Raw genomic sequence first — 25,459 nt, forward strand, 5'->3', positions numbered from 1 at the left:
ATTATGTCCCCCTCTTTCTGAGACCTATGATACAGCAGCCTGTTCTTGACCTTAACCTAGCAACTTACTCGGTGGTCCATTTTTCCGGGTCCACTATAACCGGAAAGGCCAAACATCATATCGTCTCTGTCTTTAGGTATTAAATATTTACGACGAAAAGGAAGAGTTTTATCCAAAACGTCAAGATACAAACTATTTCCATAATAACTAGGAGCACTTGAAAATATGTTGAACTGAGACAAAAAACGTTCATAACGAACTTCCTCGTCCGATTCTCTTATGACTTTATAACTTACGGCCTCGCCTAGAACAGAGGCGACCTTTCCGCCACTTTTCATAAGAACCGAATCTATCTCATCGGACCTGCCGTGAACGGAAGAAATTTCACCAATTAAATCTTCCGCGATCTCCGCATCTCCGACAGTCTCGGTCATTCTCAATATGGCGGCCTGGCGAGCCCATTGAATAACCGTCTCTTTTTCCTGAAGAGCGGAGACCGTTTCCTCAAAAAAAGAAGCCACTATCTGAGGAGGATGAACCCCTACTATTCCTACATACTCGACAGAAAGACCCAGATTCATCGAATCCGATATCACTTTAAGCTCCTCGAGGATTTTCTGGGCTGCCTCCCTACGTCCCTTTCCTATGATGGTATCGACATCGTACTTGACGAACGTTCTAGAGGTCGTTCGTTCAGCTTTCTTTCTAAAAAGCTCGATTCCATCCTCTCCCGAATTCAAAAAAGCCAAGGGCTTTACGATTCTAAACTCTACAAAGACGTCCGCTCCGACCAGGGAGACCGATGGAACCCTTTCTCCCATAACGACATCGGCGATATCGGCGGGAGGAGAGACCGGCAGATAGCTTTCCGACCTCAATCCATGTTCGTTTGTCCATAATATAGGAACTCCTTTGACGTATATGTTACCGTCTATCGAAGTGGGACTATGAGACCCTACATGTATCCGTCTCACTCTACCGATATCGATAAGGACGGTTCGATCTATAGGCCAGGGATATTTGAGATGAATTCCTTGAGAAAGCTCCGATACAGGTCGCCCCCAACGTAAAAGGACTGCTCTATACCCCGAAGGTACTATTTCCAAGGAGGAAAGTCCGAGAAGCAAGAGACAGACGAAGAAGGCCCCTATAGGTAAAAAACGCCATATCATTCGAAGAAACCAGCTTTTGGAGGGATCTACTCCAAACTGATAGAGGAAGAATTCCCTTACGGTTTTTTTTAAGGAAGAAGATCTGCTCAAAAGATATAATATGCGTGATTCATGTGTCCAACGGGTAACATTGTCCTCAACAGGACGATACCATTCGAGAACCAACGAAAAAAGCAATTCCAAGGCCACCGCCAAATTAAACGAAAGGAGAACCCGCCCAAGAAGCTTAGAGATATCGTACCTGCCAAAATGACATAGTATAACTTGAGCAACCATTAACGTTCCCACGATGAAACTTCCTCTTAGATAGCCTAAACAAGGAATCAGGGGGCTATCCTTACCTACGAGATCCTCCATATAGGATTTAGCAAACCACGAGATTACGGGGATAGCCATCACTAAAGGCAAAACTGTTCCTATAGATAAACCATGGGTAAAACCTCGTCTCGATGCGTTGAAGACATGAGAGAGAGAACCTAAAACCAACACCGCTACGATGAGGCCCGCCACGGAGAAACGCCACTCCTCGGAGAAAAGAGATGGATCTTTTCCCGACGACTCCGAAAACAATAGAGCACCCCAAGGGACAAGAGATGCCCATAGAAAAACAAGGCCGAAAGACCCTATTTCGGAATTTCCCAAAAAGGACGTAGCTGAACCTAAAAGAACTATAACGACCTGAACGACGAACCCCTGAAAGGGGATCTTTCGAAAAAGATCAAACGTCAAGGACAGCCCCTCCTTTAAACCTCATTAACCTGGCGGAGTTGAAAACCACCGCTAAAGAAGTTCCACCATGTAAGATAGCAGCGGCTATCGGATGCAATACTCCTACAGCCCCTAGAATCATGGACAAAGTTATAGCTATGAGAGCAAAATGCAGATTTTGTCTCATGATGGTCAGACTCTCTTTGGCAAGATCCATCACAAGAGGAATCTTCGATATATCGTCTTTCATCAACGCTATCGATGACGAAGATATGGCGATACCGCTTCCGGCAGCTCCCATCGCAATGGAAAGATCTCCCGCGGAAAGAGCGGGACCGTCGTTAACGCCGTCTCCGACTACCGCAACGATCTCACCCTTTTCTTTTAACTCCGAAACATAATCCATCTTTTGATGCGGCAACATCCCGGACTCCCAAAAAGACACTCCTATCGCCTCGGAGACCCTTTCGACCACCGTTTTTCTGTCTCCCGACAGAAGAATGATTTTATCGACTCCTCGGTTCCTTATGTCGAGAAGGGATGACTTTACGTCGTCCTTTACTCTATCTTCAAGATATATCTCTCCAGCAAAGACACCGTCCACGGCGACAAACAATACACTTTGCCCAAAGTGGCTATTTTCTATGTCGGGAACATCAACGCCAGAGGATAAAATCCAAGACCGTCTCCCCACCATTACAGATCTACCATCCACTTTTCCCAAAACTCCCATTCCGTGAACTTCTTTCATCGCCTCGGTAGGAAGAAAATCCAATCCCATAAAGCTCGCTTTTTCACAGAGAGATCTCGCGATCGGATGACTTGAATCCTTTTCCAAGGAACAAGCTAAAGAAAGAAGCCTCTTCTTATTTATGGGATCACATGAAGAGATTTCCATAACCTCTAGATGACCGGTGGTAACGGTTCCGGTCTTGTCGAGAACTATCGTCGTAAGTCTCTCGGCTACCTCGAGATGGGATACATCCTTTATTAGAACCCCCAATCGAGCAGCCACTCCAAGTAAGGCCACAACCGCGGTAGGTCCAGCCAAAAGAATGGAGCAAGGACACGCTACGACCACCATCGAAACCACTCTATCCAAATCACCGGTGACAAAGAAAACCGCTCCGGAAAGTAGCATCACCACCGGCACATACCACCTGGCGTAACGATCTATCATTCTCATAACAGGAGTACGAGATTTTTCCGCATCGGAAATCATTTTCTGTACCTTTCCCAAGGTCGTCTCGGACCCCACCGACGTCACTCGACAGATAACCGTTCCGGTCAAATTGACCGTCCCAGCATAGACGTCGTCGCCTCCTTTTTTCTCAGCAGGTAGGGATTCTCCCGTAATAGTCGATTCGTTAATCGAAGTCTCTCCATTCAGGACTACTCCGTCGGCAGGAACCCTCTCCCCCGGGATGATCCTGAGTTCATCTCCGACGACAAGATCTCCCGCTTCTACGTTAAGCCACACCCCATCGCGGAAAACCGTTCCCTTAGGAGGTTTCAAATCCAGGAGCTCTTTCAGACTCTCCCTCGCTCCTCTCGCAGAACGTCCTTCCAACAATGCGGAAAGCACAATTACAAAGGAAATAGTGGCGGAAGTTATAAAACGCCCCGACACGAAAGTAGCTGTAACACCTAAAGCGGCCAGTTCGTTCATTTCCGACGATTCTTCGAAAAGCTCTCTAACGGCTCTCAAGATAAGAGGGGTTCCCATAAATACAGCGGCTCCCATCGAAAGCAGGGACGTTCTCTCTCCATAACCATATATCGAGATGGAAAAAAGCGACGCGATCAAAAGACATCCTCCAACAAAAAAGAAGAAAAACCCCCCTAAAGACCGTTCTCCTCCTTCGACTATTTTTCTAGCAAAATCATGAGCCATCACATTTCCTCCTCTAAAAGCATATGGATACCAAAAAAAGTTAGTCACGTCAACATAACTTACTCTCTTCACAAAGAGAGGTCTCTTGATCCTACCGAAACGGTATGGTATTATCGCCAAACAAAGTACGCATAGCTCGCAGAGGGGGAAATAACGTGGTCAAGATAGCCATGAGACAGATGGAGGATAACCAGACCGGGACCATCGCCAAGGTGAGGGCCGAGGGGGAGCTGGGCAGACGAATAAGGGATATGGGGCTTACTCCGGGAACGACTATTAGAATAATGGGAAGGGCTCCTCTCTACGACCCAGTGGCCATAAGGGTTGGCGACTTTACCTTGACCCTTAGAGACAGCGAGGCGGACTACATAGACGTGGAGGTGGAGGAAAGATGACCACCGTAGCCCTGGCGGGAAATCCGAACTCGGGAAAGACGACACTCTTCAACGGTCTGACCGGAGCCAGACAACACGTCGGCAACTATCCGGGAGTGACGGTGGAACACAAAAGGGGAACCTACAATCACGACGGTATATCGGTGGAGGTCGAGGACCTTCCGGGAATATACTCTCTCTCCGCCTACTCCGCCGAGGAGGAGGTAGCCAGGGATTTCCTTATCCGACAGACGCCGGACGTGGTGATCGACATAGTCGACTCCTCCAATCTAGAGAGGAACCTGTACCTGTCGGTCCAGCTGAAGGAGATGGGCCTTCCGGTATGCCTGGCATTGAACATGATGGACGTGGCCGAGTCGAGAGGTATGGAGATAGACACGGACAAGCTGTCTTCTCTAATGAGAACCCCGGTGGTCCCCATAGTCGCCAGAAAATCCGAGGGAATCCACGAGATGATGAATCGGGCCCTGGAGATAGCAGGAAAGGACCCGGAGCCTTTTAAGATCTCCTACGGCCCCGATATCGACCCGGTTCTGGACGAGATGGCCAGGGCTATAGACCAGGACCCGATATTGGACGAGGCGATAAGGCCGAGATGGTCAGCTCTGAAGTATCTCGAAGGGGACGAGACTATAAAGATCTCCATAGCGGAGAGAGCCCCGGAGCTGGAGAAAAAACTTAACGGCATGGCCGAAACTCTGGACTCCCACTTGAGAGCCACACTGGACACTTACGCGGAGGCCTTAATAGCGGACCATCGTTACGGGTATATAAAATCGATCCTCCAGCAAGGCGTTCTGATATACAGAAAGGACAGAGAGGCCAAGAGCGTGTCCGACAGGATAGACGCCATAGTGACCCACCGTTTCGTGGGCCCCATAGTTATGCTCGCCGTCCTGGGGACCCTTTACCATATAACCTTCGCCTACAGCGAGATACCGGTGGGATGGTTCGAGAGCTTTTTCGGGTGGATAGGATCTCTGGCGAACGATTATATGTCTGAAGGACCGTTGAAATCGATGGTAATGTCGGGAGTGATAGACGGGGTCGGAGGTGTTATGGGATTCGTTCCCCTCATATTCCTGATGTTTCTCGGGATATCCTTCTTGGAGGACACCGGATATCTGGCAAGGGTGGCTTTCATGCTGGACAGGGTCTTCAGAGTTTTCGGACTACATGGCAGTTCGGTGATGCCTTTCATAATCTCAGGAGGCATCGCCGGAGGATGCGCCGTTCCAGGAGTCATGGCGGCCAGAACGATAAAGTCGCCCAAGGAACGATTGGCCACCTTACTGACCGTTCCCTTCATGAACTGCGGGGCGAAGCTGCCGGTGTTCGCCCTATTGATAGGGGTTTTCTTCCCTGAAGGGGAAACCCGAATGATGCTTCTGATAACGGCAATATCGTGGATAGGAGCCATGTTGGCCGCCCGGCTTCTCCGTTCGACGATCCTTCGAGGGGAGACCACTCCCTTTGTGATGGAGCTGCCAACCTACCGTTTCCCCACCTTTCGAGGACTTCTGATACACACATGGGAGAGAACATGGCAATACATAAAGAAAGCCGGCACCGTCATCTTGGGGATATCGATACTTCTATGGGCGATGATGACCTATCCCGGACTGGACGAAAAGGCTACAGTCAAGTTCGAGAACATGAGGGAAAAGGTCTCGGACGAACTGTCTCAGGAAAAGCGGACCAAGATACTGTCAGAGATAGACGGAATGGAGGCCCAGGAGGCCCTGCGGCGTTCCTACGCCGGGCGAATCGGGACCGCTTTGGAGAAAGTAACCTCTTGGGCCGGGTTCGACTGGAGGGACAACATCGCACTTGTCGGAGGTTTCGCCGCCAAAGAGGTCGTAGTGTCGACGCTTGGGACGGCTTATTCCCTAGGCGAGGTAGATCCGGAGGAAAGCGGCGGTCTGGCATCCATAATAGAGAGGTCTCCAGACTGGTCGCCCCTCAAAGCATTGGCGCTGATAATATTCACCATGTTCTACGCCCCATGTTTCGTAACCGTGGTCTGCATCGCCAAGGAGGCCGGCTCATGGAAATGGGCGGCCTTCTCCATGACGTTCAATACCCTTTTGGCCTATCTGTTGGCGGTGGCGGTCTATCAGGGAGGGGCGTTTATACAGTCCATAGGAGGGTAGATTATGGAAAAACTCGTAGTAGCCGTTATAGTGGCCTTCGCCGGATGGATCCTCTTCAGGCGATTCAGATCGTTGATAAAGAGAGGAGGCTGCGGATGTTCCGGGTGTTCCGGCTGTGGGACGTCCTCCAGCTGCAACGGTTGCGATATCCGAATCGAGCCGGGAGAAGACGATAGAGAAAAGCCACAAGGATAGGCATCGAGAGACACATGCTATACTGATAACAAGAACCAGAACTAAAAAACATCGCAAAGGAAGGTGCTTTATGATGGAAAACAGGATACCCCTTATCGGCGAGGCTATGCCGGAGCTTAAGGTAGTAACTACCAGAGGTAAGAAAACCATCCCCAACGATTACGCCGGGCAGTGGTTCGTGCTCTTCAGCCACCCGGCGGACTTCACCCCGGTCTGCACTACCGAGTTCGTGGCTTTCCAGAAGAGATACGATAAGTTCAAGGAGTTGAACTGCGAACTCATCGGAATGAGCATCGACCAGGTCTTCGCTCACATCAAATGGGAACAATGGATAGAGGAGAATCTGGACGTCGAGATCCAGTTTCCCATAATCGCCGACGACGGCACGGTCGGCAAACAGCTCGGCATGATACACCCCGGCAAGGGATCCAACACCGTAAGGGCCGTATTCATAGTCGACCCGAACGGCATAATAAGGGCGATCCTCTACTACCCGCAGGAGCTCGGCAGAAACATGGACGAGGTGCTGCGCATGGTCAAGGCCCTTCAGATAAGCGAGAAGAACGGTGTTGCCATGCCTGCGAACTGGCCGGAAAACGAGATTATCGGGGATTCCGTGATCGTTCCTCCGGCGAGCGACGTCGAAAACGCGAAAAAGAGACTGACCGAGTACGAGAATTTCGACTGGTGGTTCTGCCACAAGAAACTCGATTAAGATCGTCTCGAAAAAACGGAAGTCCAGGAGAGGATCCCTCAGGGGGTCCTCTCCTTTTCACGTTGAACCCTCGGTCTTTCACTGGTATAAATGGGGGATCAAACGTCAAAAGGAGATGGCGCCATTGGACTGGAGAAAGACGATCCCGCAGGGACTGAGGGACACCACCACCGAGCTTTACGTCAACACAGTCGAAAAGAGAAGTTTCTCCGTAGACTGCGCCCTGGGATCTAGCCCTATAGGGGCTCCCTGCGGAGTCGTGTCCGCCTTCGGAAAGGCTTTTGGAGAAGATCTTTCGTCTTACGTTCCTCCGTCGGAGAGGTTGACCGAGCCGGTCTGCCGTTTCTGGAAAGATCTGGTGTCTCAAGAAGAACTGGTTTTTGCCAACGGAACGGACACCATCCTGGTGGTGCTGGCCAAGGCTTTGGGCGCCCCGGGAGGACGAATCTTGGGCATGGCTCCACAGTTCACCGACGCCCCGGTCCATTTCCAGCTTTCCGGATGCGACTTCAAAGCGGTGAATCTGGAGGGCCCCTCCTACGAAATAGATGCAGACCGGCTACTGGAGGCACTGGACGATTCGATATCTCTGGTCTACATCGATCGTCCCCACAACCCGACGGGTCAGCTGATGTCCTTGGACGACCTGGACAGAATAGTGGCGGCCGCGGATAAAAGGGATGCCCTGGTGATAGTGGACGAGGCTTACGGAGATTTCGTCGACGAATCCACGTCCTGTCTGAACCTGAAACGGGACAACATCCTCTGTCTTCGCAGTTTTTCCAAGGGTTGGGGAATGGCAGGCATAAGGGGAGGATACGGGGTATTTCGATCTCCCCTAGCAAGGGATCTCTATCTGAGGGTTAGCCCCCCCTTCACCGTGGACGCACTGGCTTTCGCAGCGATACCTATGGCGCTGGACGAGGCTGATGAGTTTCTACCGTCCATGAGACGGGAGGTCGCCAGGCTGAAGAGGGCTACAGTGGACAGGATAATCGAGTCTCCCCGGTTCTCCGTGGCGAAGACCCATCCGTCGGTGTCCATCATGATGGTGACCTACGACTACAGGGAAGCAAATCTCTACGATATGCTGATGGAGCATGGGATAAAGACCGCTCCCGGATCGGGTTTTCTAGGGATAGGCGACAATTCTGTGAGGTTGAGGGTTCCCCCGGAGGATCAATTCGAAGATTTCAGGACGAGATGGAGAGACATGGTCTCGTCCCTTCCCAGGTGATGCCATGAGGTTAAGGGAGCGAAGCGCCGACTTGGTGATGTTTCTGGCGGTGTTCGCAACGTCTACGGGGTCCATCTTCGCCAAGGCGGCGAACGCTCCGTCCTTGACGGTGGCAGCATACAGGGTCGGCCTGGCCTCTCTCGTTCTGGTGCCGATGGCTTTCATGCTTCGAAGAGACGAGATAAGGTCCCTGTCCTCCAGGGACTGGAAGGATACGGTTCTATCCGGGACGGCGCTGGCGGTCCACTTCGCCTCGTGGATATCGTCCCTGAGCTTCATCTCGGTGGCCAGCTGTGTGGTTCTGGTCAACACGGCACCTCTATGGGTGGCGATGATGGCCCCCTTCCTCACCGGTGAAAGGATCAACGGAAAGACCGCGACCGCTATAGCCGTGGCCGTGTCGGGAGCCGTTATCATAGGCTGGGGGGATTTCTCCTCCGGTTCGGAGGCGTGGAAGGGGGATCTTCTGGCCGTACTTGGAGCGATAACCATGGCCATCTATCTCCTGCTAGGGAGAAGGGTCAGGGAGAAGGTATCGCTGCTCTCCTACGTGTCGGTCTGCTACGGAACGGCAGCGATTCTTCTTTGGACAGTGGCTCTGATCGGTCCCTATCGAACCTGGGGATTCTCCTCCGGCACGTGGTGGGCATTCTGGGGGATGGCCATCATCCCCCAGTTGTTAGGTCACTCCGCCTATAACTGGGCTCTCAGGTGGGTGAGTCCTTCGGTGGTATCGGTGGTCTTGTTGGGTGAACCGGTCTGTTCGTCGGTTATGGCGTTGTTCTTGTTCGGCGAACCTCTAGGGCTCAAGACGATAATCGGTGGATGTCTCATCCTTATGGGGGTCCATATGGCCCAGAGGGCCAGAAAGGGCCTCTAGCATCAGGACAGGAGGTCCATGGCGGCCCTGTAACCGGCCTCCATAGCCTCCTCCGCCCGAAAAAACTCCATGAAACGAATATGACCGAGCCTCGGTGCAATCAGTAGCTCCGGAGAGTCCACCTTAAGCCTGTTCTCCGTTATGGAGCTTTCCATTATATTTATGGAGGTGACCATGACGTCTATCAAACCCGGCCCCTTTGATTTTTTACCTTTATCCTCGTCGCTCATCAGAGAGCTGATCTCGTCTATCAGAGAGTCCACCAGGGAGGGACCGTCGCCTTTCCTGATCTTTTTTCTTCTAAGTCCACCGCCCGTCCTGTGTTCCTGTTTGCTTCCCACCACGTAACGGTTGAGATCTACGGCTATTGTGAACTCGGCCCCCAGGGACCTGACCACGTTTACCGGAACCGGATCAACCAGACCGCCGTCCACCAACAGGGCGTCTTCGGTGACGAAGGGCGTGAACACTCCCGGGACGGCTATGCTTGCCCTTACCGCGTCGATGACGTCCCCGGACGAGAGGACCACCTCGCTTCCGTCCCTCAGATCGGTGGCCACTGCGGCAAAGGGAACGGACAGATCATCGAAGGATCTGTCGCCCAAGATCCCTCTGAGCAGTTCGGTGACCTTTCTTCCGTCGACCAGACCCGAGTGGGGGAAGACCACGTCGAAATAAGACAGCAACTGCAGCAGGTCCATCTTGAGAAGCAGCTCCTCCAGATGATCCATTCCTCCGGAGGCGTAGACGGCCCCCACCATGGCTCCTATGCTGGTACCGGAGATACATCCCACAGGGATGGATTTCTCCTCCAGAGCGCGCAGAACCCCTATATGGGCACAGCCTCTGGCGGCTCCGCCTCCCAAGGCCAGCCCTATCTTAAGACCTTTCGATACGGCATCACGCAGATCTGCGGACAACCGAACCGCCCCTTTCCCTGAATATGGCCAGCAGATCGGCCAGAAGCGCCTGGCCGGTCTCCTCTCTTCCAGCCCCGGGACCCACTATAGTGACGTCCTTGAGGTTGTCGGTCTCGTAGGTGATGGCGTTGGTGGCTCCCATGACTCCGGCCAGAGGGTGATTCAACGAAAGCTCCATAGGAGACACGGAGGCTATCACATTCCGCCCCCTACGCTCGACCTGTGCTATAAGCTTTATCCGATTTCCTCTCTCCAGGGCGGCAAGCACGTCGTCTCGAGATATCTCCGATATCCCACGCCTTTCGACCTGGTCCAAAGATATAGGTTCTCCCATTATGACCGACGCTATTATCTGGGCTTTTACCGCCGCATCCCATCCGTCGACGTCGCCGGACGGATCGGCCTCTGCATATCCCCTGTCCTGAGCCTCCGAGAGGGCATCCTCATATCCCATGCCCTCCTCCATCCTGGTCAGGATGTAGTTGGTCGTACCGTTCACTATACCCTGAACCTTAACGACATCGCAACCTGCCATGGCCTCCATCGCCAGGTTTATGGACGGAGTTCCGCTGAGAAGGGCTCCCTCGAAACGGTAGGCCACCCCGTGTCCGGCGGCAAGGTCTGTCAACTCAGGCAGAGCAACCGATACCGGCCCCTTGCTGGAGCTGACCACGTGTTTCCCCGATTCGATGGCCTTCTTTATTATTGAGAGCCCCGGCTCCCCAGTGACCAGATCGGTAGGAGTGGTATCCACCACCACCGATACCTCGTCGCCCTTGAGGATCTCGTCGAGAGTGGCGGGAAGGGCGGATACCCCGGACAGGTCTTCGAGGTTAACCATGGAATCGAGAACGGCCTCCAGGTCCAGCCCGGAGGGATCCCACAGGGTCCCCTTCGATCCGGTTACCACGGCCTTTACGACCGGGATTATTCCGTATCTGGTGGTCAGTAGATCCCTCTTTCTGATCAATATTCTGGCGAACCCCTGGGCTACGTTTCCAAAACCGACCAAAGCTATTCCCAACTCCATGCTAATCCTCCTTTCTACGCCAAAAGCTCGGCGATCTGAACGGCGTTCAACGCCGCACCCTTTCGTATGTTATCCGATGCGACCCAGATATCCAGACCGTTCTCCAGAGAGAGGCTCTCCCTTATCCTGCCCACATAAACCGGATCGGTCCCGGCTGCATCGGTGGCCAGAGGGTAGATAGAGGAGGACGGATCGTCCTTCAGAACTATTCCCGGGGCATCGACCAGTATCGCTCGGGCCTCGGAGGGAGAGATCTTTCTCTCGAACTGGGCCGTTATGGAAAGGGAATGGCCTCTCATCACCGGAACCCTGGTGCAAGTACAATCGACCTTAAGTTCCGGAGCCCCCATTATTTTCCTGGATTCGTTGACCATCTTCCATTCTTCGTCGGTGTAGCCCTGATCGTCGAAGCTTCCTACCTGGGGAACTGCGCCGAAGGCTATCCTGTGGGGGTAGACGGAGGCCCTTTCGTCCGCTGCCTCGACGTTTCCGTCGAGAACCATCCTGCTCTCGTCCTCCAGCTCCACCAGGGCCTTCCATCCCGAGCCAGACACCGACTGCAACGTCGTAACTATCATCCTGCTTAATCCGGCCTCTTTATGGAGCGGGTATAAGGCCATCACCCCGTGTATGGTAGAACAGTTCGGATTGGCGATTATGCCCTTGGGACGGTCCTCCACGGCCTTTTTGTTTATCTCCGGGACTACCAGGGGAACCTGGGGATCCATGCGCCAGGCGGAGCTGTTGTCCACTACGACCGCCCCCATATCGGCTGCCACAGGAGCCCATTTTCTCGAAGCGTCTCCTCCGGCGGAGAAAATGGCCACGTCTACCCCTTTGAATCCCTCGGGCGAGACAGCCTGAACTTCCCAATCCCGACCGTCAAATCTCACCTTGGTCCCGGCCGACCTAGGAGAGGCAAGAGGCCTGAAGTCATCCACCGGGAAGCCTCTGGCCTCCAGTGTGGCGGTCATCTCCTTCCCGACCAGTCCGGTCGCTCCCAAAACAGCTACGCGCATAGTACGAACCCTCCCTCTAAGAATCGTCCGTGAAGCGCACGGACAGTCTCCTTTCCATCGGAAGCCTTTACGACGCAGGTGACCGACATGGCCGATGGCAAAAGCATCTCCACCTCGACACCGATCTCATCCAAAACCGACAATATCTGAGAGGAGACCTCCGGATGGTTTGCAAGCCCGGCACCGACTATGGACACCCTGGAAAGCCCCTCCTCCCAACGCAGTCCCGAGACTTTAAGCTCGCCGCAGATCCTGAGGGTTTCCTCGAGCCTGCTCCTCCTTATGAGGAAGATGGCCCTTCCGTCCTGAACAACCAGCTGAGCCACTATGCCTTTTTCGGATAGTCTGCGGGCGACGTTACACGGATCGCAACAACCGTCGAAAGCGACCCTGGCTGCGTCATCGTCCTGGGATACGGCCCTCACTGCGGCTTTTTCCTCTATGCAATCCCTCATGATCCAGGTCCCTTCCTTTCCCTCGTCGAAACTGGAGGCGACACACACGTTTATGCCGCTTCTTATAGCCATCTCCACGCTTCTCGCCTGGAGAACCTTGGCTCCAGCCACGGTCATCTCCAGACATTCATCCCAGGAGAGGTTGTCCAGCTTGTAAGCTTTTTCCACGACTCTGGGATCGGCAGTGTATATTCCATCCACGTCGGTGAATATGTAACAATTTTCGGCATCCAGTGCCGCCGCGAGGGCTATGGCTGAGAGGTCCGACCCTCCCCGTCCCAGAGTTATAACGTCTCCGTCTTCGTCTATTCCCTGGAATCCCGCCACCACGGCGACCACGTTTCGATCCATACAGGAGACGACCCTGCGAGGATCCACGGACTTGATACGACCCTCGCCATGGCGGCCGAAGGCCATAAAGCCGGCCTGCGATCCGGAGAAGGATCTGCTCTCTATGCCAAGGTTACTCAAGGCCATGCTCAACAGGGCTATGGACTGCTGTTCCCCGGTAGCCAAAAGCTGATCCAGCTCCCTTGGACAGGGCCCGTCGGGAGCGACTGAACGAGCGAGCTCGAGCAACCTGTCGGTGGTGTCTCCCATGGCCGACACGACTACCGCGACCTTGCAACCTCTCTCCAGAAATCCAGAAATCCTCTCCGAAACGGCCCGTATCTTCTCCGCCGAGCCGACGGAACTTCCTCCGAATTTCAGTACGACCCTTTGGCCATCCCTTTCCATAACTAGTTCCCGTCCTAATCGTGCAGCAAAGGGGCCGCTACGAAGGCTAGTCCCCGTTCCGTCAGGGCCCTGGCAGTATGGTTGACCGCATCGTGCTTCGAGAGATAGTCCCTCTCCAGCTTGTCCATCAGCCCCTTTTCGAGGATCTCTGCTTTAGATATGAAATAATCGGTTATCGAGGAGGGATCGGACAAATTGCCCTCTACCTCGGGATCGCCTCCTTCGTGTTTGGCCGATATGTTGGGAATCGACTCGGCCAATTCCAAAAGGTCGTCCCTTCGGCAGTAAGGCTGTCTGACTATATGTCTCCAAGGCTCGGTTATGTGATGTTCTATCCTCACTGCTTTCTCGAGCCCCAAGGCCTTTCGGATTTCGGCCACCGCCCTGACGGTCTCGACGTCACAGGAGTTGGAGAGGTTCAATCCTACCAGAGGGGTCGAACCGTCCTCTCTGGAGAGGAGCTTGGCCATCATGAGGGTCCATAGGACGGAAGCGGGGTTGTCGTTGCCCATGAACACGGATATCTTGAACTCTACATCGACTCCCAGGCGATGAAGAAGGCATCCAAGGAGGACTGTTCCGGGGTTCACGTTTAGCACCTGCTTCACCCCGTATTCGGTGTAGTAATGCAGAAACTCGTCTACCCATCGATAACAGTGGTCGTTCGGCTGACCTATCCCGCCGAAATAGCCCGTTATGGTATCGGGACCTCCGAGATGTACGTTGGATCCGTCGGTCCCTCTGGTGTCCAGAGACTCGACGAGGCTAGCCCCCATGATCTTCATGGAGGCGGCCACGGCCAATAGATCGCCGTCGTCTTCGACCTGCTCAGCCATGTTTCTGACCCTGATGAACCTGCCAGGCATGAGTTCCTTTCGGGATATGGCCCTTTCGGCCTCTGCTATGAGCCAGGGAAAGAACTGGAGCGCGCTTATCTCGAGCGTAACGGCACGACTGGAATCAACGGAGGCGTCTTTGTTCTCCAAGATCGATTTACGGTACTCTCTAACCGAGACGAAGTCTCCCGCGTTTCGTCTTTCCTCTAACCATCTGACGTCTTTCAGATAGGGGGACCCCTCTTCCTCGAGACGTTTCATCAGGCTCTCCAGCTTTCCCGCCTCTTTCGCTTTTTCGTTGATTTCCTCGGGAGTTCCGTAGGAAGACATCACTTCCATGAGCCTGGACACCACGGGATTGGAGGGATCGGACAGATACCGCAGGGCTCCGTCGTTATCGAAACAGAGACGTTCTCTCAATGAAATCACACTCCTGACTTTCTCGTTGGATGAGGATACAAAAAAACCGGGTCCACCTCTTTTAGGCAGACCCGGTCAGAATGAGCTTTCTGGTGCGTACGTGCAGCTACGCGCCGACTCCTCTGGAAGGGTCGCCGAACTTAGTAGTGCACATCATAGTGGTTCCAAGGACGAAAAACTTGAAGTTCACGACGAGTTACCTCCCGGGAGAAGAATTTCCGCTTAATGCAGATGTTGACGAGGATAATACATCAGCTATCCTGTAATGTCAACCCCCATATGAGCTAAGCTATTACGAAGTCCTCGAAATCACGGTAGACGTCGTAGTCCTCCAGCTTCTCCACCAGTATGAGCTGATCCATCCCCTCCTCCTCGGCTACCTCGTACACCACCATCTCGTCGTCGGTGTAGTCGGCGACTAGGCAGAATCCGCCACGCTCCTTCAGATCCCTGAAGAGGGACAGCAGCTCTTCCATCTCTATCAGGCGGATGAAGAACAGGTCGTAATCGTCGTCGTCCTGCACGGAGAGCCCCTCGCCCTGAAAGTAACGGTCCATCCGTTTCCGCAATCTCTCCGTCATATCGTCGTCCACGAAGATTCCTGTAGGGCCTCCGTCGGGATCCTCCTCGAAACTCCCCACCTTGACTCCGTCGAGATAGAGATCGCCTCTGTAGACAGGGTCGTCCTCTCCCGTCACCGATACCATGTCCCTTATCTGAACTCCATGTATCTCGGCATGTTCCAAAGACACGACCACATCACTCCTCGAATTCGTCAAGATGGTGAAGCTGGTACTCGGTGGATATCTGCTGGACCACTATCCGCCCGGTTCCACCGCAATCCTGACAGGGACGGCTGTCGTCGGGACCGTATATGAAGGCCCCAAGACCGGCGCAGCTTTTACACACCCGGATCTTCATAGTCTCTCTGTCGAACGTCAGGTTTTCGTTCAACTCGTCCAGGGCGAATTCGTCTTTAAGCACCTTCATCACGACTCGGCCTGATCCGCTGCACTCGGGACATCCGAACTTCTCGCCGCTTTTCCCTATGGCGAAACCGAGTCCTTTGCATTTTTTGCACAGCTTGACCTTCATTGTCTCCGGATCGTACTTCATCTTTATCTACTCCTTATCTATCGTACGGCGAAACAGAAAGAAAGTCGCCCTATCGAGACCATCGGGCTCCATGACCGCCCTTTCCCAGGGGGCTATAAGAAACCCGACGTCCTCCATTATCTCCCAAACCGGTTCCATGCCGGAGAGCCTGGCTAGATCCCTATATATCTCCACCGTATTCGAGAGAGCTCGAAGGTCCAATGCGAGTACGTGAGGCGAGGCTTTGCCTGCCGCCTCGGCCAGAGATTTCGGAACATCCGGGCTATCGTTCAGGCTATCGGGGCGCATGAGACCCACCACAAGGCCTTCGTCTCCATATGCCATCACCGCAGTGACTGGCATGTCCAGGGCCAATCCCCCCTCCCATCCAGAAAGATCGAACCTCCTTACCCCGAAAGGCAGAGGAAGAGGTCTTGTTATATCCACCAGTTTTCTCCCAAGTCCGTTCGAGACCCCCTCCAGGAGAAGGTAGAATCCGGGAAAATCGCCCAGAATTCCACCGGCGGCGACTCCTATAGACAAAGAGACACGCCCGTCCAATATACCCAGCAGGTCGTCCTCGTCGAGTCCTATGGATCTGGCATCGCCCAACACCGGCCCCAACTCGTCGCGGACCTCTCCGCCTAGTTTTGACGTCATATCTCCGAACGAACCGGTCCAGGACATGAGACCTACCATCTTCCCCTCTCCATAAATAGGGACCGGAGCCATAGCCGCCAACTCGTCTCGCCTCTTTTGGGACAACAGCATGTCCGCCCAGTCGCTCCAACAGGAGAGGACCACCTTTTCGTCGTCCATGGAGAGCCCCCACTCCAGAGAGACTCGTTCGTCCGACGACACCTTCCCAGAGAGGACCATCAGATTCGTCGGGATCTGCACCCTGAGCCAATCGTCTCCCTCGGTCTTTCTGTTCGAGGCATATCTCCTCTCAGAGACCATCGTGGCCAATCTATCGGGATCTTCGGCAATCAGTACGGCCGATCCCTCTCCCCATAGAGCAAGGGACATGCTTCCGACCTGTCCCTCCAGAGAGAAGATAGGCTTAAGGCTTTTCGGGAGGGTTACGTCGAGTGACCTCACAGCTATTCCCCTGCCCTCGGCCCAGGATATCACGGAGGAAAGGACCGATTCGGCCCTGGATGGATCGGCTATCTCGACCGCTCCGTGAAAGGAACTACGATCTATTCCCATTCCCGAGAGGGAAACTCGAAAGGCCCCTCTTCCCAAAATCCCTTCGTGCTTTTTTAAAAGAGACTCGATCCCCGATCCTCCCGTGACGACATCGAACTCGGAGAGCCAGGCGGCAGCCACGTCGGATCTCTCTACGTGAAGCTCGACGAAGCCTCCTTTGTCGGGACACAGAAAAACACCGGGATCGAGGGCAGGTCCGGCTAAAAAGAAGAAGGCCGCTCCGACCGAAAGGGAAACGGCAAGCCCGATCCAGAGTATCGATTTCCTCACAAAAGCTCAACTCCTAACGTCCCGTCTCCATGTATGATAACATCTCAAGGTCCGTTCCAAGACCTATGGAACGATACCACAGAGAGAGGAGTTCTGCCATGTTCATCCTAGTCGTAGGATCGACGGATATAAGCAAAATACCGGGAATCTCCGCAGCGGGGGCGAATCTAAATGTACTTCCCTACACCGCCCCGGCCGACGCCGACATGATCTGGTGGGGAAGACCAAGAGTGGTGGATTGGGTACCTCTGGACCCTCAGGGACACCCGACCCCGGCCATAATAACCAGGGCCGCCAGGATCGAGAGCGATTTTCCCGTGACGTTGGTGAAGGCCGGCACGTCGGTGGCCCCCAAGGCCCCTTATGTGGAGACCGGCGCAAGCCCGGGGTTGAACCCCGGCGAGACCACTTCACTGCCTGACGGGGACGAGCTGTTTCAAAGAGGCCGGGAACTGGCCCGTTCCCTATCCGCCGACAACGCCCCCCTGGTGATAGGCGAATCTGTGCCGGGAGGAACCACGACGGCTTCTCTGGTCCTGGAAGCCCTGGGATACAGGGGGATGGTCTCCTCCGCAGGCCCTGAAAACCCGACCGATCTCAAGCGCCGTCTGAGAGACGAGGCTTTTTCGAGGTTGGGGATAGAGCGAGGAGGATTGGCGGAGAGAGGACTTATAGCCCTGAAGGAATTAGGCGACCCTATGCAGCCCATCGTGGCAGGGTTGGTATCGGGGGCCCCTAGGGAAAAGGAGATCGTGCTGGCAGGGGGAACCCAGATGTTGGCCGTCGCGGCGGCGGCAAGACACATGGGGATATCCAGGCCTATCACTGTGGCCACCACCTGCTACGTGACAAGAGATGAAAGCGCAGACTTCAAAGGTCTGGCCGAGGCGATAGGAGTGAATACATGGTCGGCACCTCTGGATTTCTCCGATTCGCCCTGGACGGGATTGAGCGACTACGAAAAGGGATACGTCAAGGAAGGAGCGGGGGCTGGCGGCGCCGTTTGGTACGCCGAGAGACTCGGGATCTCCTCCTCTCAGGTGATATCCTCGACGGAAAAACTCTACGGCGCTATGGTCGAAACGAATGCATAAAAAGGATATAATGGATCTCGGAAGGCTATATTAACAAGAAGAGGAGAGAAAGACATCATGAGATACGACGCCATCATCGTCGGATCCGGTCCCGCTGGGATATTCGCGGCCCTGGAGCTGGTGAAGGCCGACAAAAAGGTCCTCATTCTGGACAAGGGGAAGCTCATAAAGGAGAGGATCTGCCCGATCATAGCCGGCAAGGCCACCTCCTGCATAAACTGCCCCAGCTGTAGCGTCGTCTCCGGCTGGGGGGGAGCCGGTTCCGCATCGGACGGCAAGCTTACCATAACCACCGGATTCGGAGGGAACCTGGAGGAATACATCGGCGAATCCGCCCTGATAGAGCTTATAGAGTCTGTAGACTCCACCTTCGTGGAACACGGCGCCGATCCCAACTACTACGAGCCTAAGGGCGACATGGTCAAGGACACCATCAGAAGAGCCGCCAGCGTAGGCATAAAGGTGCTTCCCGCTAAGATACGCCATATCGGAACGGACGCCTCCCGAGAGGTTTTAGACAACATGTATAAAACCCTCAAGGACCGATGCGACATAATGATGAACACCTTCGTGGAAGACATCGTCGTTGAGAACGGAGAGGCGAAGGGAGTGATCCTGAAAGACGGCACGAGGTACGAAGCCGACACAATCATAGCCACCCCCGGGCGGGACGGAGCCTCCTGGCTGGAGAAGGTAGTTCGCAGGCTGGAGCTTCCTATAGCGTCCATGCCGGTGGACATAGGGGTAAGGGTGGAGGTCCCCGACAGCGTGTGTCAGGACCTGACCGAACACTTCTACGAGGTGAAGTGCCTCTACAACACTCCGACCTTCGACGATCGCTGCCGTACATTCTGCATGAATCCGTCGGGCTACGTGGTGTCGGAGTACAACAAGGGACACGACCTCGTTACAGTGAACGGACACAGCCTTAAAAACACCAAGTCGAACAACACCAACTTCTCCATCCTGGTGACTAAAAACTTCACCCATCCGTTCCAGGATCCCATAGGCTACGCCACCCATATAGCCAGACTGGCGAATATGCTGGCTGGAGGGGGAATCTTGGTCCAGAGACTGGGCGACCTTAAGGACGGCAGAAGGTCCACCACATCCAGGATCGAGAGAGGCATGATCGAGCAGACCGGATCGGCCGAACCGGGAGATCTGAGCCTGGTGCTCCCTCACAGGCACATGACCGACATAGTGGAATTTCTGGACGCACTGAACGTCATAATGCCGGGGGTCAACCAAAACGACACTCTCCTGTACGGAGTCGAGATAAAGCTCTACTCCCTGAGGGTACAGCTCAAGGACTCCCTGGAGGTCCCGACGGTGAAAAAACTGTTCATGGCCGGGGACGGAGCGGGGGTAAGTCGAGGAATAATACAGGCCGCCGCCAGCGGCGTAGTGGCCGCCCGATCGGCGATAAAAATCATGGGATGAAGGAAAAGAGGAGGTCCTTGAAGGACCTCCTCTTTTCCTCTTAATCGTTGGACCTGCTCGTATCCACCACCGGTTTTATGTCTATCAGTGGAGTCCCGTCCAGCATGTCGGGGCCTCTAAACCGGATCTCCAGTCCTTCTATCGAGACCACCTCCACCTCGGTCATCCCTATTCCGTTAGGCCGGTTCGGGCTCCTGGTGGCGAAGACCCCTTTCTCTCCGTCCAGCCAGTGAGCGTTGGCGGTCAGTTTCGCCCCTTCGGAACGATCGAAGAGGAAGAGGAACACCAGTCTGTCGCAAAGCTCGAGTCCTTTCATTCCCTCTCTCCACTTTTCATCGAGGACGGCCACAGCCTCCACTTCAGGCTCGAAATGTCCCTGACGGGGTATTTCCTCCTTGCTCTTATAGGGGGATCTGATCACCCCCAAAGGCTCTATCTCGTGTTTTTTCCTCATCTTCCGACACCTCCAGGAACGACTACTGGAACCCCCCGATGGTCCAAAATGTCAACCTCCACGTCGTACACTTCCCTTATGGTCGAGACCGACACCTCCAGTGGAGCGCAGCATCGCTCCACCGTTCCTCCTTTAAGGAAGAGACATCTGTCGGCATACCTCATAGCTCCGTTCACGTCGTGTATGGTCGTCACAGCCGCCAGGCCGTGGCCATGGACCACGTGGGCCACTATATCCATTAACTCGAGACGGTTTTTCATGTCCAGACTAGCGGTAGGCTCGTCCAGTAGAAGAACCGACGGATCCTGGACCAGAGCCCTGGCCACAGCGACCTTCTGTCTCTCCCCTCCGCTAAGCCTGTCCAGATAACGAAGTCTGAAGGAACCCAGATCCAGAAGGGACAAGACGCTCTCAACCACGTTCAGGTCCTTATCGGTGACGGACCAGCCGATATGGGGCCTTCTGCCCAGGAGGACCGAGTCGAACACCGTCATCCTCTGAGGCTGGGTAAACTGAGGAACGTAACCCATGGATCTGGCGATGTCCTCCCTGGACATGGACGATACCGCCACTCCGTCGATCGAGACAACTCCCTCGTGAGGCTTCAGTATGCCGTTCAGACATCGGAGCAAGGTGGTCTTGCCTACCCCGTTAGGCCCCATGACGGCGAGCATCTCGCCGGAAGACAGGGAGAAGGATACGTCCCTGAATACCCATTCCTTACCCCATCGGAAGCCTAGATTTTCGACCTTGAGCGACATCATTTTCCTCCTCTCAACAACAGCCACAGAAAGGCGGGAGCGCCCAGAAAGGAGGTCAGCACCGCCACTGGCAATACATGGGGAGACAGGATCTGTCTGGCGGCGGTGTCCGCCAACAACAGCAGCAACGCTCCGGCGACGGCGCTGGCGGGAACCAGATAGCGATAATCGTCCCCTATCATCCTTCTTATAGCGTGGGGGCAGACCAAGCCTACGAAACCGATAACCCCCAGATAGGACACGGTTATCGAAACGATCAAGGCGGAGATCACCAATCCCCTGAGTCTCAACCGGGATACGTCGACTCCCAAGCCCCGGGCGGTCTCGTCTCCCGCCTCTATCGCGTTGAAGTCCCAACGTCGAAGGAAGAAATAGCCTCCAGCAGGAAGCAGGACGGCGGTCATCACGGCCAGATCCTGCCAGTCCGCCCTGGCCAGGTCCCCGAAGGTCCAGAACACTATGGCGGCCAACTGGACGTCGTCGGCGAAATACTGGAGAAACATTGTGCCGGCGGTGAACAAAGACCCCAGGGCCACGCCGCAGAGGACCATGGTCTCAGGAGCGGCTCCCCTCGTCGCAGATATAGCCAGGATCACCGCGGTCGCGACCATACAGAAGCAGAAGGCCCCGACCGCAACGATACCGGGACCGAAAGACAGAAGCCAATAAGGAGCTCTTTCAGACAGATTCCCTATCAACATAACCGTCAAGGCCGCACCAAAGGCTCCGGCGTGGGAAAACCCCAGGGTAAAGGGAGAGCCCAGAGGGTTTCTGAGGATGGCCTGCATGGCCACGCCCGACAGAGACAATCCCGCTCCGGCGACGACGGCTGCTATGGCCTGAGGAAGTCGAATGTTCCATAGTATCAGGGAATCCCGCCCCTCCGACAACCCCAGGAAACCCCTGATAACCTGGGGCACCGTCATTCCTGAGACCCCCACGGAAAGAGACAGCATAAAGGCCGATAGAGTCAAAGCGACTAAAACCAGAAGAAAAAGCCGTTTTTTACCGGCATATTTTTTATAGGAAAGAGAGACCTCGACTCCGTCCAGATGCATGGTGACTAGATCTCTCCCGGCACGAGTTTACGGAATACCTTGCCTTTAAAGCAATCGTTTAACTTGGAAAAGACGGGTTTCCCTACGAGAAAAGCGTATATCTCGTCGGCCTTATCTCCGGGATCAACGTCCTCGAATCGATCGGGAAAGAGCAGCGACCCCACGAAATAAGCGTCCGCAAGGATATTCCCGAAGTTTTGGGTGTACCAGTTATAGGGTAATACCCCGTAGATGTCGCCTTTCTCCACGGCGGAGAGCCCTCTCCACAGAGGATCGTCGGCCAGTTCCTTCAAAGCTCCCCCTCCGACCGCCGTTATGGTGGACAGATCAACGAAGATGAATTTCGGATCCCATTTCAACAGGGCCTCCTTGGATACCACCGCATGTCTACTCTTGGCCCCCTTGCCCTCTGCCGCCACGTTCGCCACTCCGGAAAACAAGAAGGGAGGATAATTAGGCTCTGTGGACAACAGTCCGTGAGGACCTCTGAAGGCTATTCCTCCCACGTAGGCGGAACCCTCTATGGAGGCATCGGCGGTTCTCGTTTTAAGGTCTTCTATGGCGGCTTCGAAGAAACTCACCACTTCCTTCGCCCTGTCGGAGACATCGGTCACCTGCCCCATTATGGAGAGGGACTCGTACAGTCTATTCCTCTTTCCTGCCAGATTTCCGTAGTCCAGGGCGACGACGGGAATACCTGTCTTGGACTGGAGACTTTCGGCTTCGTCGCCGGTGCAGCCGGTCTTGAATATCACCTGAGGGGCGGGATCCAGAGAGAGGATCAGCTCCGGACTGTCGTTGCCTCTGAACTCGCCGAACAACGGCAGGGTCTTATACTCCGGTCTGGCGATGGCGTAGGGCCTAGCGTCGAAAGTCTCAGTTCTCCTCTCTATGCTGTCAACCGCAACGACCTTGTCCTCCAGTCGAAGATAGGTGGCCAGTCTGAGACATCCCGATCCGGAACAGATTATCCTGTCTACCTCGTCGGGGACCTCCACATCTCTACCCAATCCGTCCGTCACGGTGGCAGCGTAAGAGGTTACAGTCCAAAGCATGGAAAACAAGGCAATGAAAAAAGCTACAGTTCTTCTCAAGCGGTACATCTCCCTTCGAAATATATATCAGCCTATAATGATAGCACGAAACAGGGATCTTGTAGTACCAAAAAGACGAAATCGACGATAGACTTTTAGGAGAAAACACTACGACGCTAAGGGGATGGGTGAAATTGAAGGAGAACAGTTTCGTATTTCGAGGCGAAGAGGTGCTTATCCCGGAGATGGACGGGATCGAGTTACCTCGGGAACTTGATTACATATCGACGGGAAAAGTCGATGGCGTGGGCACGTGGAGAGAGCTCCACGTGGATACCGACCTGAAAGGGTGGAGGGCCGTACCTAGAAGGGCCCTATGGGAGCTGATAGGAGAGATATCCTTCGCAAAGGCCAATCGTCTCTACGCCGAGATGGATTGGCGTAAAAACAGCCGGTTCTGCGGCAGATGCGGTACTCCCATGGAAGACGGAGAGGACAACGGCCGGGTCTGTCCTAAATGTGGTTACAGGATATACCCTATAATCTCCCCTGCCGTGATAGTGGCGGTAGAGAGGGGAAATCGTATCCTCCTGGCCCACAACTCGGTCTTTCCCTCCGGCAGGTACAGCGTCCTGGCGGGCTTCGTGGACCTGGGAGAAAGCCTGGAGGAGACCTTGAGGAGGGAGATCAGGGAGGAGGTCGGAATAGAGATATCGAACATAAGCTATTTCGACAGCCAGTCGTGGCCGTTTCCCCGGTCTCTCATGGTGGCCTTTCAGGCCCGATGGGCCTACGGCGAAATAGAGGTCGACGGTAAAGAGATAGACAGGGCTGACTGGTTCGCTCCCGAGGATCTTCCCGAGATCCCCGGAAGCGTCAGCGTATCACGAAGATTGATAGACGATTTTATCAGGAGAAACTCCTGATCTATTTCTCGAGAGCCATGATCTGGTCCATATCCTTGTCTCCCCGGCCGGACAGGTTGACCAGGAGGATCTCGTCGGAACCCATCCGGGGTAGCCTCTTTATCGCATATGCCAGGGCGTGGGAGCTTTCGAGAGCCGGTATTATCCCCTCGGTTCGACAGAGAAGATGAAAGGCATCGAGGGCCTCCTCATCTGTAACGGCCACATAGGTAGCCCTGCCGCTGTCCTTGAGGTAGGAGTGCTCCGGGCCCACTCCGGGGTAGTCCAATCCGGCGGAGATAGAATACACCGGAGCGGGATCTCCGTTTTCGTCGGTGAGGACGTAACTCTTGAAACCGTGTATCATGCCAGGAGATCCTACGACGAGGGTGGCTGCATGCTCTCCCGTCTCCAGCCCCTTACCGGCTGGCTCCACCCCTGTTATAGCCACAGAGGCGTCGTCGAGAAAACCGGAGAAAAGACCGATGGCGTTGCTGCCACCTCCGACGCAGGCCACTATCTCGTCGGGTAGACGGCCCTCTCTGTCCAGTATCTGCTGTCGGGCCTCTTTGCCTATGATGCTCTGAAAATGACGGACCATGGAAGGATAGGGAGCGGGCCCCACCGCCGACCCGAGAAGGTAGAAAGCCTCGGGATCCTCGACGTAGGCGTTAAGGGCGGCGTCAACTGCGTCCTTCAGGACTCCCTGTCCCTGGGTCACCGACACCACCTTAGCCCCTAGCAGCTTCATCCTGCTGACGTTGGGAGCCTGGCGTGCTACGTCCACGGCTCCCATATAGACCACGCATTCCATCCCCATCAGGGCCGCCACAGTGGCGGAGGCGGTTCCATGCATACCCGCACCGGTCTCGGCTATGAGACGGGTCTTTCCCATCCTTTTGGCCAACAGGGCCTGTCCTATGGCGTTGTTTATCTTGTGGGCTCCGGTATGGTTCAGGTCCTCCCTTTTCAGAAATAGACGGCCCCCTCCAAGTTTATCTTCGAGGTTAAGACACTCGGTAATCGCGGAGGGACGCCCTACGTACTCCCTCATGAGACGCATATATTCCCTCTCGAACTCCGGGTCCGACGCGGCATCCAGGAAGGCCTCGGAAAGCTCCTCCAAGGGCCTCTCCAACGACTCCGGGACGAATCTACCTCCAAAAGCTCCATAGTATCCTTTTTTAGCGGCGTTATCGACGGTCGTTACGGTCATTTAAATCTCCTCCATATCTCTAAAATTTGGACCCGAATAAAGAAAGGGCCGCTCCCCCTACCAGAGGGGCGCGGCCCTTAAAGAAAAAGCCGCGGCAGCGTCTGCCACCGCGGCTGAAAGCACAGCCTAAGACGCGGTGGACCTAGGTCC

General features: G+C 54.5%; 24 protein-coding genes. 9 read left to right on the plus strand and 15 right to left on the minus strand.

The features are described from left to right. Window positions 1-56: 56 nt before the first annotated feature. Both L2W58_RS10025 and L2W58_RS10030 read right to left on the minus strand, forming a co-directional pair. A complete protein-coding gene (locus L2W58_RS10025; RefSeq protein ID WP_338033087.1) occupies window positions 57-1,568 on the minus strand; it encodes an SPFH domain-containing protein in 1,512 nt (503 codons plus the stop codon). Between the two features lie 322 nt (window positions 1,569-1,890). Beyond that, a complete protein-coding gene (locus L2W58_RS10030) occupies window positions 1,891-3,774 on the minus strand; it encodes a heavy metal translocating P-type ATPase (protein ID WP_236103204.1) in 1,884 nt (627 codons plus the stop codon). 155 nt (window positions 3,775-3,929) lie between these two features. Here L2W58_RS10030 and L2W58_RS10035 point away from each other — a divergent pair, with 155 nt between their 5' ends. The 6 genes from L2W58_RS10035 to L2W58_RS10060 all read left to right on the plus strand — a co-directional run bounded on the left by L2W58_RS10035 (window position 3,930) and on the right by L2W58_RS10060 (window position 9,349). Next, the gene (locus tag L2W58_RS10035) at window positions 3,930-4,169 is read left to right on the plus strand and encodes a FeoA family protein (RefSeq protein ID WP_005660947.1); all 240 of its coding nucleotides are present in this window, start codon (window positions 3,930-3,932) and stop codon (window positions 4,167-4,169) included. Further along, window positions 4,166-6,322, plus strand: coding sequence for a ferrous iron transport protein B (gene feoB / locus L2W58_RS10040; protein ID WP_236103205.1), 2,157 nt, complete (start codon window positions 4,166-4,168; stop codon window positions 6,320-6,322). The genes L2W58_RS10035 and feoB overlap by 4 nt, the downstream gene beginning before the upstream one ends. A 3-nt stretch (window positions 6,323-6,325) precedes the next feature. Next, a complete protein-coding gene (locus L2W58_RS10045; protein WP_236103206.1) occupies window positions 6,326-6,517 on the plus strand; it encodes a FeoB-associated Cys-rich membrane protein in 192 nt (63 codons plus the stop codon). 70 nt (window positions 6,518-6,587) lie between these two features. After that, entirely contained in the window at window positions 6,588-7,232 is a 645-nt protein-coding gene (locus L2W58_RS10050) for a peroxiredoxin (protein WP_236103207.1), read from the plus strand. Window positions 7,233-7,347: 115 nt separating this feature from the next. Further along, window positions 7,348-8,469, plus strand: a complete 1,122-nt coding sequence (locus L2W58_RS10055; RefSeq protein ID WP_236103208.1) for a pyridoxal phosphate-dependent aminotransferase — start codon at window positions 7,348-7,350, stop codon at window positions 8,467-8,469. A 4-nt stretch (window positions 8,470-8,473) separates the two neighbouring features. Next, complete coding sequence (locus L2W58_RS10060; protein ID WP_236103209.1) at window positions 8,474-9,349, plus strand: DMT family transporter; 876 nt, start codon at window positions 8,474-8,476, stop codon at window positions 9,347-9,349. Between the two features lie 2 nt (window positions 9,350-9,351). Here L2W58_RS10060 and L2W58_RS10065 read toward each other — a convergent pair whose 3' ends face one another. The 8 genes from L2W58_RS10065 to L2W58_RS10100 all read right to left on the minus strand — a co-directional run bounded on the left by L2W58_RS10065 (window position 9,352) and on the right by L2W58_RS10100 (window position 17,344). Continuing rightward, the gene (locus tag L2W58_RS10065) at window positions 9,352-10,269 is read right to left on the minus strand and encodes a patatin-like phospholipase family protein (RefSeq protein WP_236103210.1); all 918 of its coding nucleotides are present in this window, start codon (window positions 10,267-10,269) and stop codon (window positions 9,352-9,354) included. Then, window positions 10,250-11,299, minus strand: a complete 1,050-nt coding sequence (locus tag L2W58_RS10070) for a homoserine dehydrogenase (RefSeq protein ID WP_236103211.1) — start codon at window positions 11,297-11,299, stop codon at window positions 10,250-10,252. The genes L2W58_RS10065 and L2W58_RS10070 overlap by 20 nt, the downstream gene beginning before the upstream one ends. Before the next feature lie 14 nt (window positions 11,300-11,313). Beyond that, window positions 11,314-12,318: an aspartate-semialdehyde dehydrogenase gene (locus L2W58_RS10075; RefSeq protein WP_236103212.1), complete on the minus strand. Its 1,005-nt coding sequence runs from the start codon at window positions 12,316-12,318 to the stop codon at window positions 11,314-11,316. After that, window positions 12,309-13,511 (minus strand): aspartate kinase, encoded by a 1,203-nt coding sequence (locus L2W58_RS10080; RefSeq protein ID WP_236103213.1) that lies wholly within the window; start codon window positions 13,509-13,511, stop codon window positions 12,309-12,311. The genes L2W58_RS10075 and L2W58_RS10080 overlap by 10 nt, the downstream gene beginning before the upstream one ends. 14 nt (window positions 13,512-13,525) lie before the next feature. Further along, window positions 13,526-14,767 carry a hypothetical protein gene (locus tag L2W58_RS10085; protein WP_236103214.1) on the minus strand — a complete coding sequence of 414 codons (1,242 nt, stop codon included), beginning with the start codon at window positions 14,765-14,767 and terminating at the stop codon, window positions 13,526-13,528. A 284-nt stretch (window positions 14,768-15,051) separates the two neighbouring features. Beyond that, a complete protein-coding gene (locus L2W58_RS10090; protein ID WP_236103215.1) occupies window positions 15,052-15,519 on the minus strand; it encodes a hypothetical protein in 468 nt (155 codons plus the stop codon). Window positions 15,520-15,526: 7 nt separating this feature from the next. After that, entirely contained in the window at window positions 15,527-15,883 is a 357-nt protein-coding gene (locus tag L2W58_RS10095) for a molecular chaperone DnaJ (protein ID WP_236103216.1), read from the minus strand. 6 nt (window positions 15,884-15,889) lie between these two features. After that, window positions 15,890-17,344: a hypothetical protein gene (locus tag L2W58_RS10100; RefSeq protein ID WP_236103217.1), complete on the minus strand. Its 1,455-nt coding sequence runs from the start codon at window positions 17,342-17,344 to the stop codon at window positions 15,890-15,892. 65 nt (window positions 17,345-17,409) lie between these two features. Between L2W58_RS10100 and cobT the strand changes: the two genes are divergently transcribed. After that, a complete protein-coding gene (gene cobT, locus L2W58_RS10105) occupies window positions 17,410-18,438 on the plus strand; it encodes a nicotinate mononucleotide-dependent phosphoribosyltransferase CobT (RefSeq protein WP_255700499.1) in 1,029 nt (342 codons plus the stop codon). 57 nt (window positions 18,439-18,495) lie between these two features. After that, complete coding sequence (locus tag L2W58_RS10110; RefSeq protein ID WP_236103219.1) at window positions 18,496-19,881, plus strand: NAD(P)/FAD-dependent oxidoreductase; 1,386 nt, start codon at window positions 18,496-18,498, stop codon at window positions 19,879-19,881. 40 nt (window positions 19,882-19,921) lie between these two features. On the opposite strand, the gene tsaA is transcribed toward L2W58_RS10110, so the two are convergent. The 4 genes from tsaA to L2W58_RS10130 are packed head-to-tail and all read right to left on the minus strand — an operon-like array spanning window position 19,922 to window position 23,257. Beyond that, on the minus strand, window positions 19,922-20,335 hold the full coding sequence (tsaA, locus tag L2W58_RS10115) for a tRNA (N6-threonylcarbamoyladenosine(37)-N6)-methyltransferase TrmO (protein WP_236103220.1): 414 nt from the start codon (window positions 20,333-20,335) through the stop codon (window positions 19,922-19,924). Then, the gene (locus L2W58_RS10120; RefSeq protein WP_236103221.1) at window positions 20,332-21,096 is read right to left on the minus strand and encodes an ABC transporter ATP-binding protein; all 765 of its coding nucleotides are present in this window, start codon (window positions 21,094-21,096) and stop codon (window positions 20,332-20,334) included. Before L2W58_RS10120 ends, tsaA begins: the two co-directional genes overlap by 4 nt. Continuing rightward, on the minus strand, window positions 21,096-22,154 hold the full coding sequence (locus L2W58_RS10125) for a FecCD family ABC transporter permease (protein WP_236103222.1): 1,059 nt from the start codon (window positions 22,152-22,154) through the stop codon (window positions 21,096-21,098). Before L2W58_RS10125 ends, L2W58_RS10120 begins: the two co-directional genes overlap by 1 nt. A 5-nt stretch (window positions 22,155-22,159) precedes the next feature. Further along, window positions 22,160-23,257, minus strand: a complete 1,098-nt coding sequence (locus L2W58_RS10130) for an iron ABC transporter substrate-binding protein (protein ID WP_420827990.1) — start codon at window positions 23,255-23,257, stop codon at window positions 22,160-22,162. Between the two features lie 119 nt (window positions 23,258-23,376). On the opposite strand from L2W58_RS10130, the gene nudC reads away from it, so the two are divergent. Then, the gene (nudC, locus tag L2W58_RS10135; protein ID WP_338033083.1) at window positions 23,377-24,114 is read left to right on the plus strand and encodes an NAD(+) diphosphatase; all 738 of its coding nucleotides are present in this window, start codon (window positions 23,377-23,379) and stop codon (window positions 24,112-24,114) included. A gap of 1 nt (window position 24,115) precedes the next feature. Here the strand turns inward: nudC and trpB are convergent, their stop codons facing one another. Next, window positions 24,116-25,309: a tryptophan synthase subunit beta gene (trpB, locus tag L2W58_RS10140; protein WP_236103225.1), complete on the minus strand. Its 1,194-nt coding sequence runs from the start codon at window positions 25,307-25,309 to the stop codon at window positions 24,116-24,118. Between the last annotated feature and the right edge of the window lie 150 nt (window positions 25,310-25,459).

Source organism: Dethiosulfovibrio faecalis, assembly GCF_021568795.1.
In the GTDB taxonomy this organism is placed as follows: domain Bacteria; phylum Synergistota; class Synergistia; order Synergistales; family Dethiosulfovibrionaceae; genus Dethiosulfovibrio; species Dethiosulfovibrio faecalis.

What these genes read in the sequence shown, in the direction of transcription:
- L2W58_RS10025 (WP_338033087.1), bottom strand. Translation starts at nt 1,568, where the DNA reads ATGGCTATCCCCGTAATCTCGTGGTTTGCTAAATCCTATATGGAGGAT.
- L2W58_RS10030 (WP_236103204.1), bottom strand. Translation starts at nt 3,774, where the DNA reads ATGGCTCATGATTTTGCTAGAAAAATAGTCGAAGGAGGAGAACGGTCT.
- feoB (WP_236103205.1), top strand. Translation starts at nt 4,166, where the DNA reads ATGACCACCGTAGCCCTGGCGGGAAATCCGAACTCGGGAAAGACGACA.
- L2W58_RS10045 (WP_236103206.1), top strand. Translation starts at nt 6,326, where the DNA reads ATGGAAAAACTCGTAGTAGCCGTTATAGTGGCCTTCGCCGGATGGATC.
- L2W58_RS10050 (WP_236103207.1), top strand. Translation starts at nt 6,588, where the DNA reads ATGATGGAAAACAGGATACCCCTTATCGGCGAGGCTATGCCGGAGCTT.
- L2W58_RS10055 (WP_236103208.1), top strand. Translation starts at nt 7,348, where the DNA reads ATGGCGCCATTGGACTGGAGAAAGACGATCCCGCAGGGACTGAGGGAC.
- L2W58_RS10060 (WP_236103209.1), top strand. Translation starts at nt 8,474, where the DNA reads ATGAGGTTAAGGGAGCGAAGCGCCGACTTGGTGATGTTTCTGGCGGTG.
- L2W58_RS10070 (WP_236103211.1), bottom strand. Translation starts at nt 11,299, where the DNA reads ATGGAGTTGGGAATAGCTTTGGTCGGTTTTGGAAACGTAGCCCAGGGG.
- L2W58_RS10075 (WP_236103212.1), bottom strand. Translation starts at nt 12,318, where the DNA reads ATGCGCGTAGCTGTTTTGGGAGCGACCGGACTGGTCGGGAAGGAGATG.
- L2W58_RS10080 (WP_236103213.1), bottom strand. Translation starts at nt 13,511, where the DNA reads ATGGAAAGGGATGGCCAAAGGGTCGTACTGAAATTCGGAGGAAGTTCC.
- L2W58_RS10095 (WP_236103216.1), bottom strand. Translation starts at nt 15,883, where the DNA reads ATGAAGTACGATCCGGAGACAATGAAGGTCAAGCTGTGCAAAAAATGC.
- cobT (WP_255700499.1), top strand. Translation starts at nt 17,410, where the DNA reads ATGGAACGATACCACAGAGAGAGGAGTTCTGCCATGTTCATCCTAGTC.
- L2W58_RS10110 (WP_236103219.1), top strand. Translation starts at nt 18,496, where the DNA reads ATGAGATACGACGCCATCATCGTCGGATCCGGTCCCGCTGGGATATTC.
- tsaA (WP_236103220.1), bottom strand. Translation starts at nt 20,335, where the DNA reads ATGAGGAAAAAACACGAGATAGAGCCTTTGGGGGTGATCAGATCCCCC.
- L2W58_RS10120 (WP_236103221.1), bottom strand. Translation starts at nt 21,096, where the DNA reads ATGTCGCTCAAGGTCGAAAATCTAGGCTTCCGATGGGGTAAGGAATGG.
- L2W58_RS10125 (WP_236103222.1), bottom strand. Translation starts at nt 22,154, where the DNA reads ATGCATCTGGACGGAGTCGAGGTCTCTCTTTCCTATAAAAAATATGCC.
- L2W58_RS10130 (WP_420827990.1), bottom strand. Translation starts at nt 23,257, where the DNA reads ATGTACCGCTTGAGAAGAACTGTAGCTTTTTTCATTGCCTTGTTTTCC.
- trpB (WP_236103225.1), bottom strand. Translation starts at nt 25,309, where the DNA reads ATGACCGTAACGACCGTCGATAACGCCGCTAAAAAAGGATACTATGGA.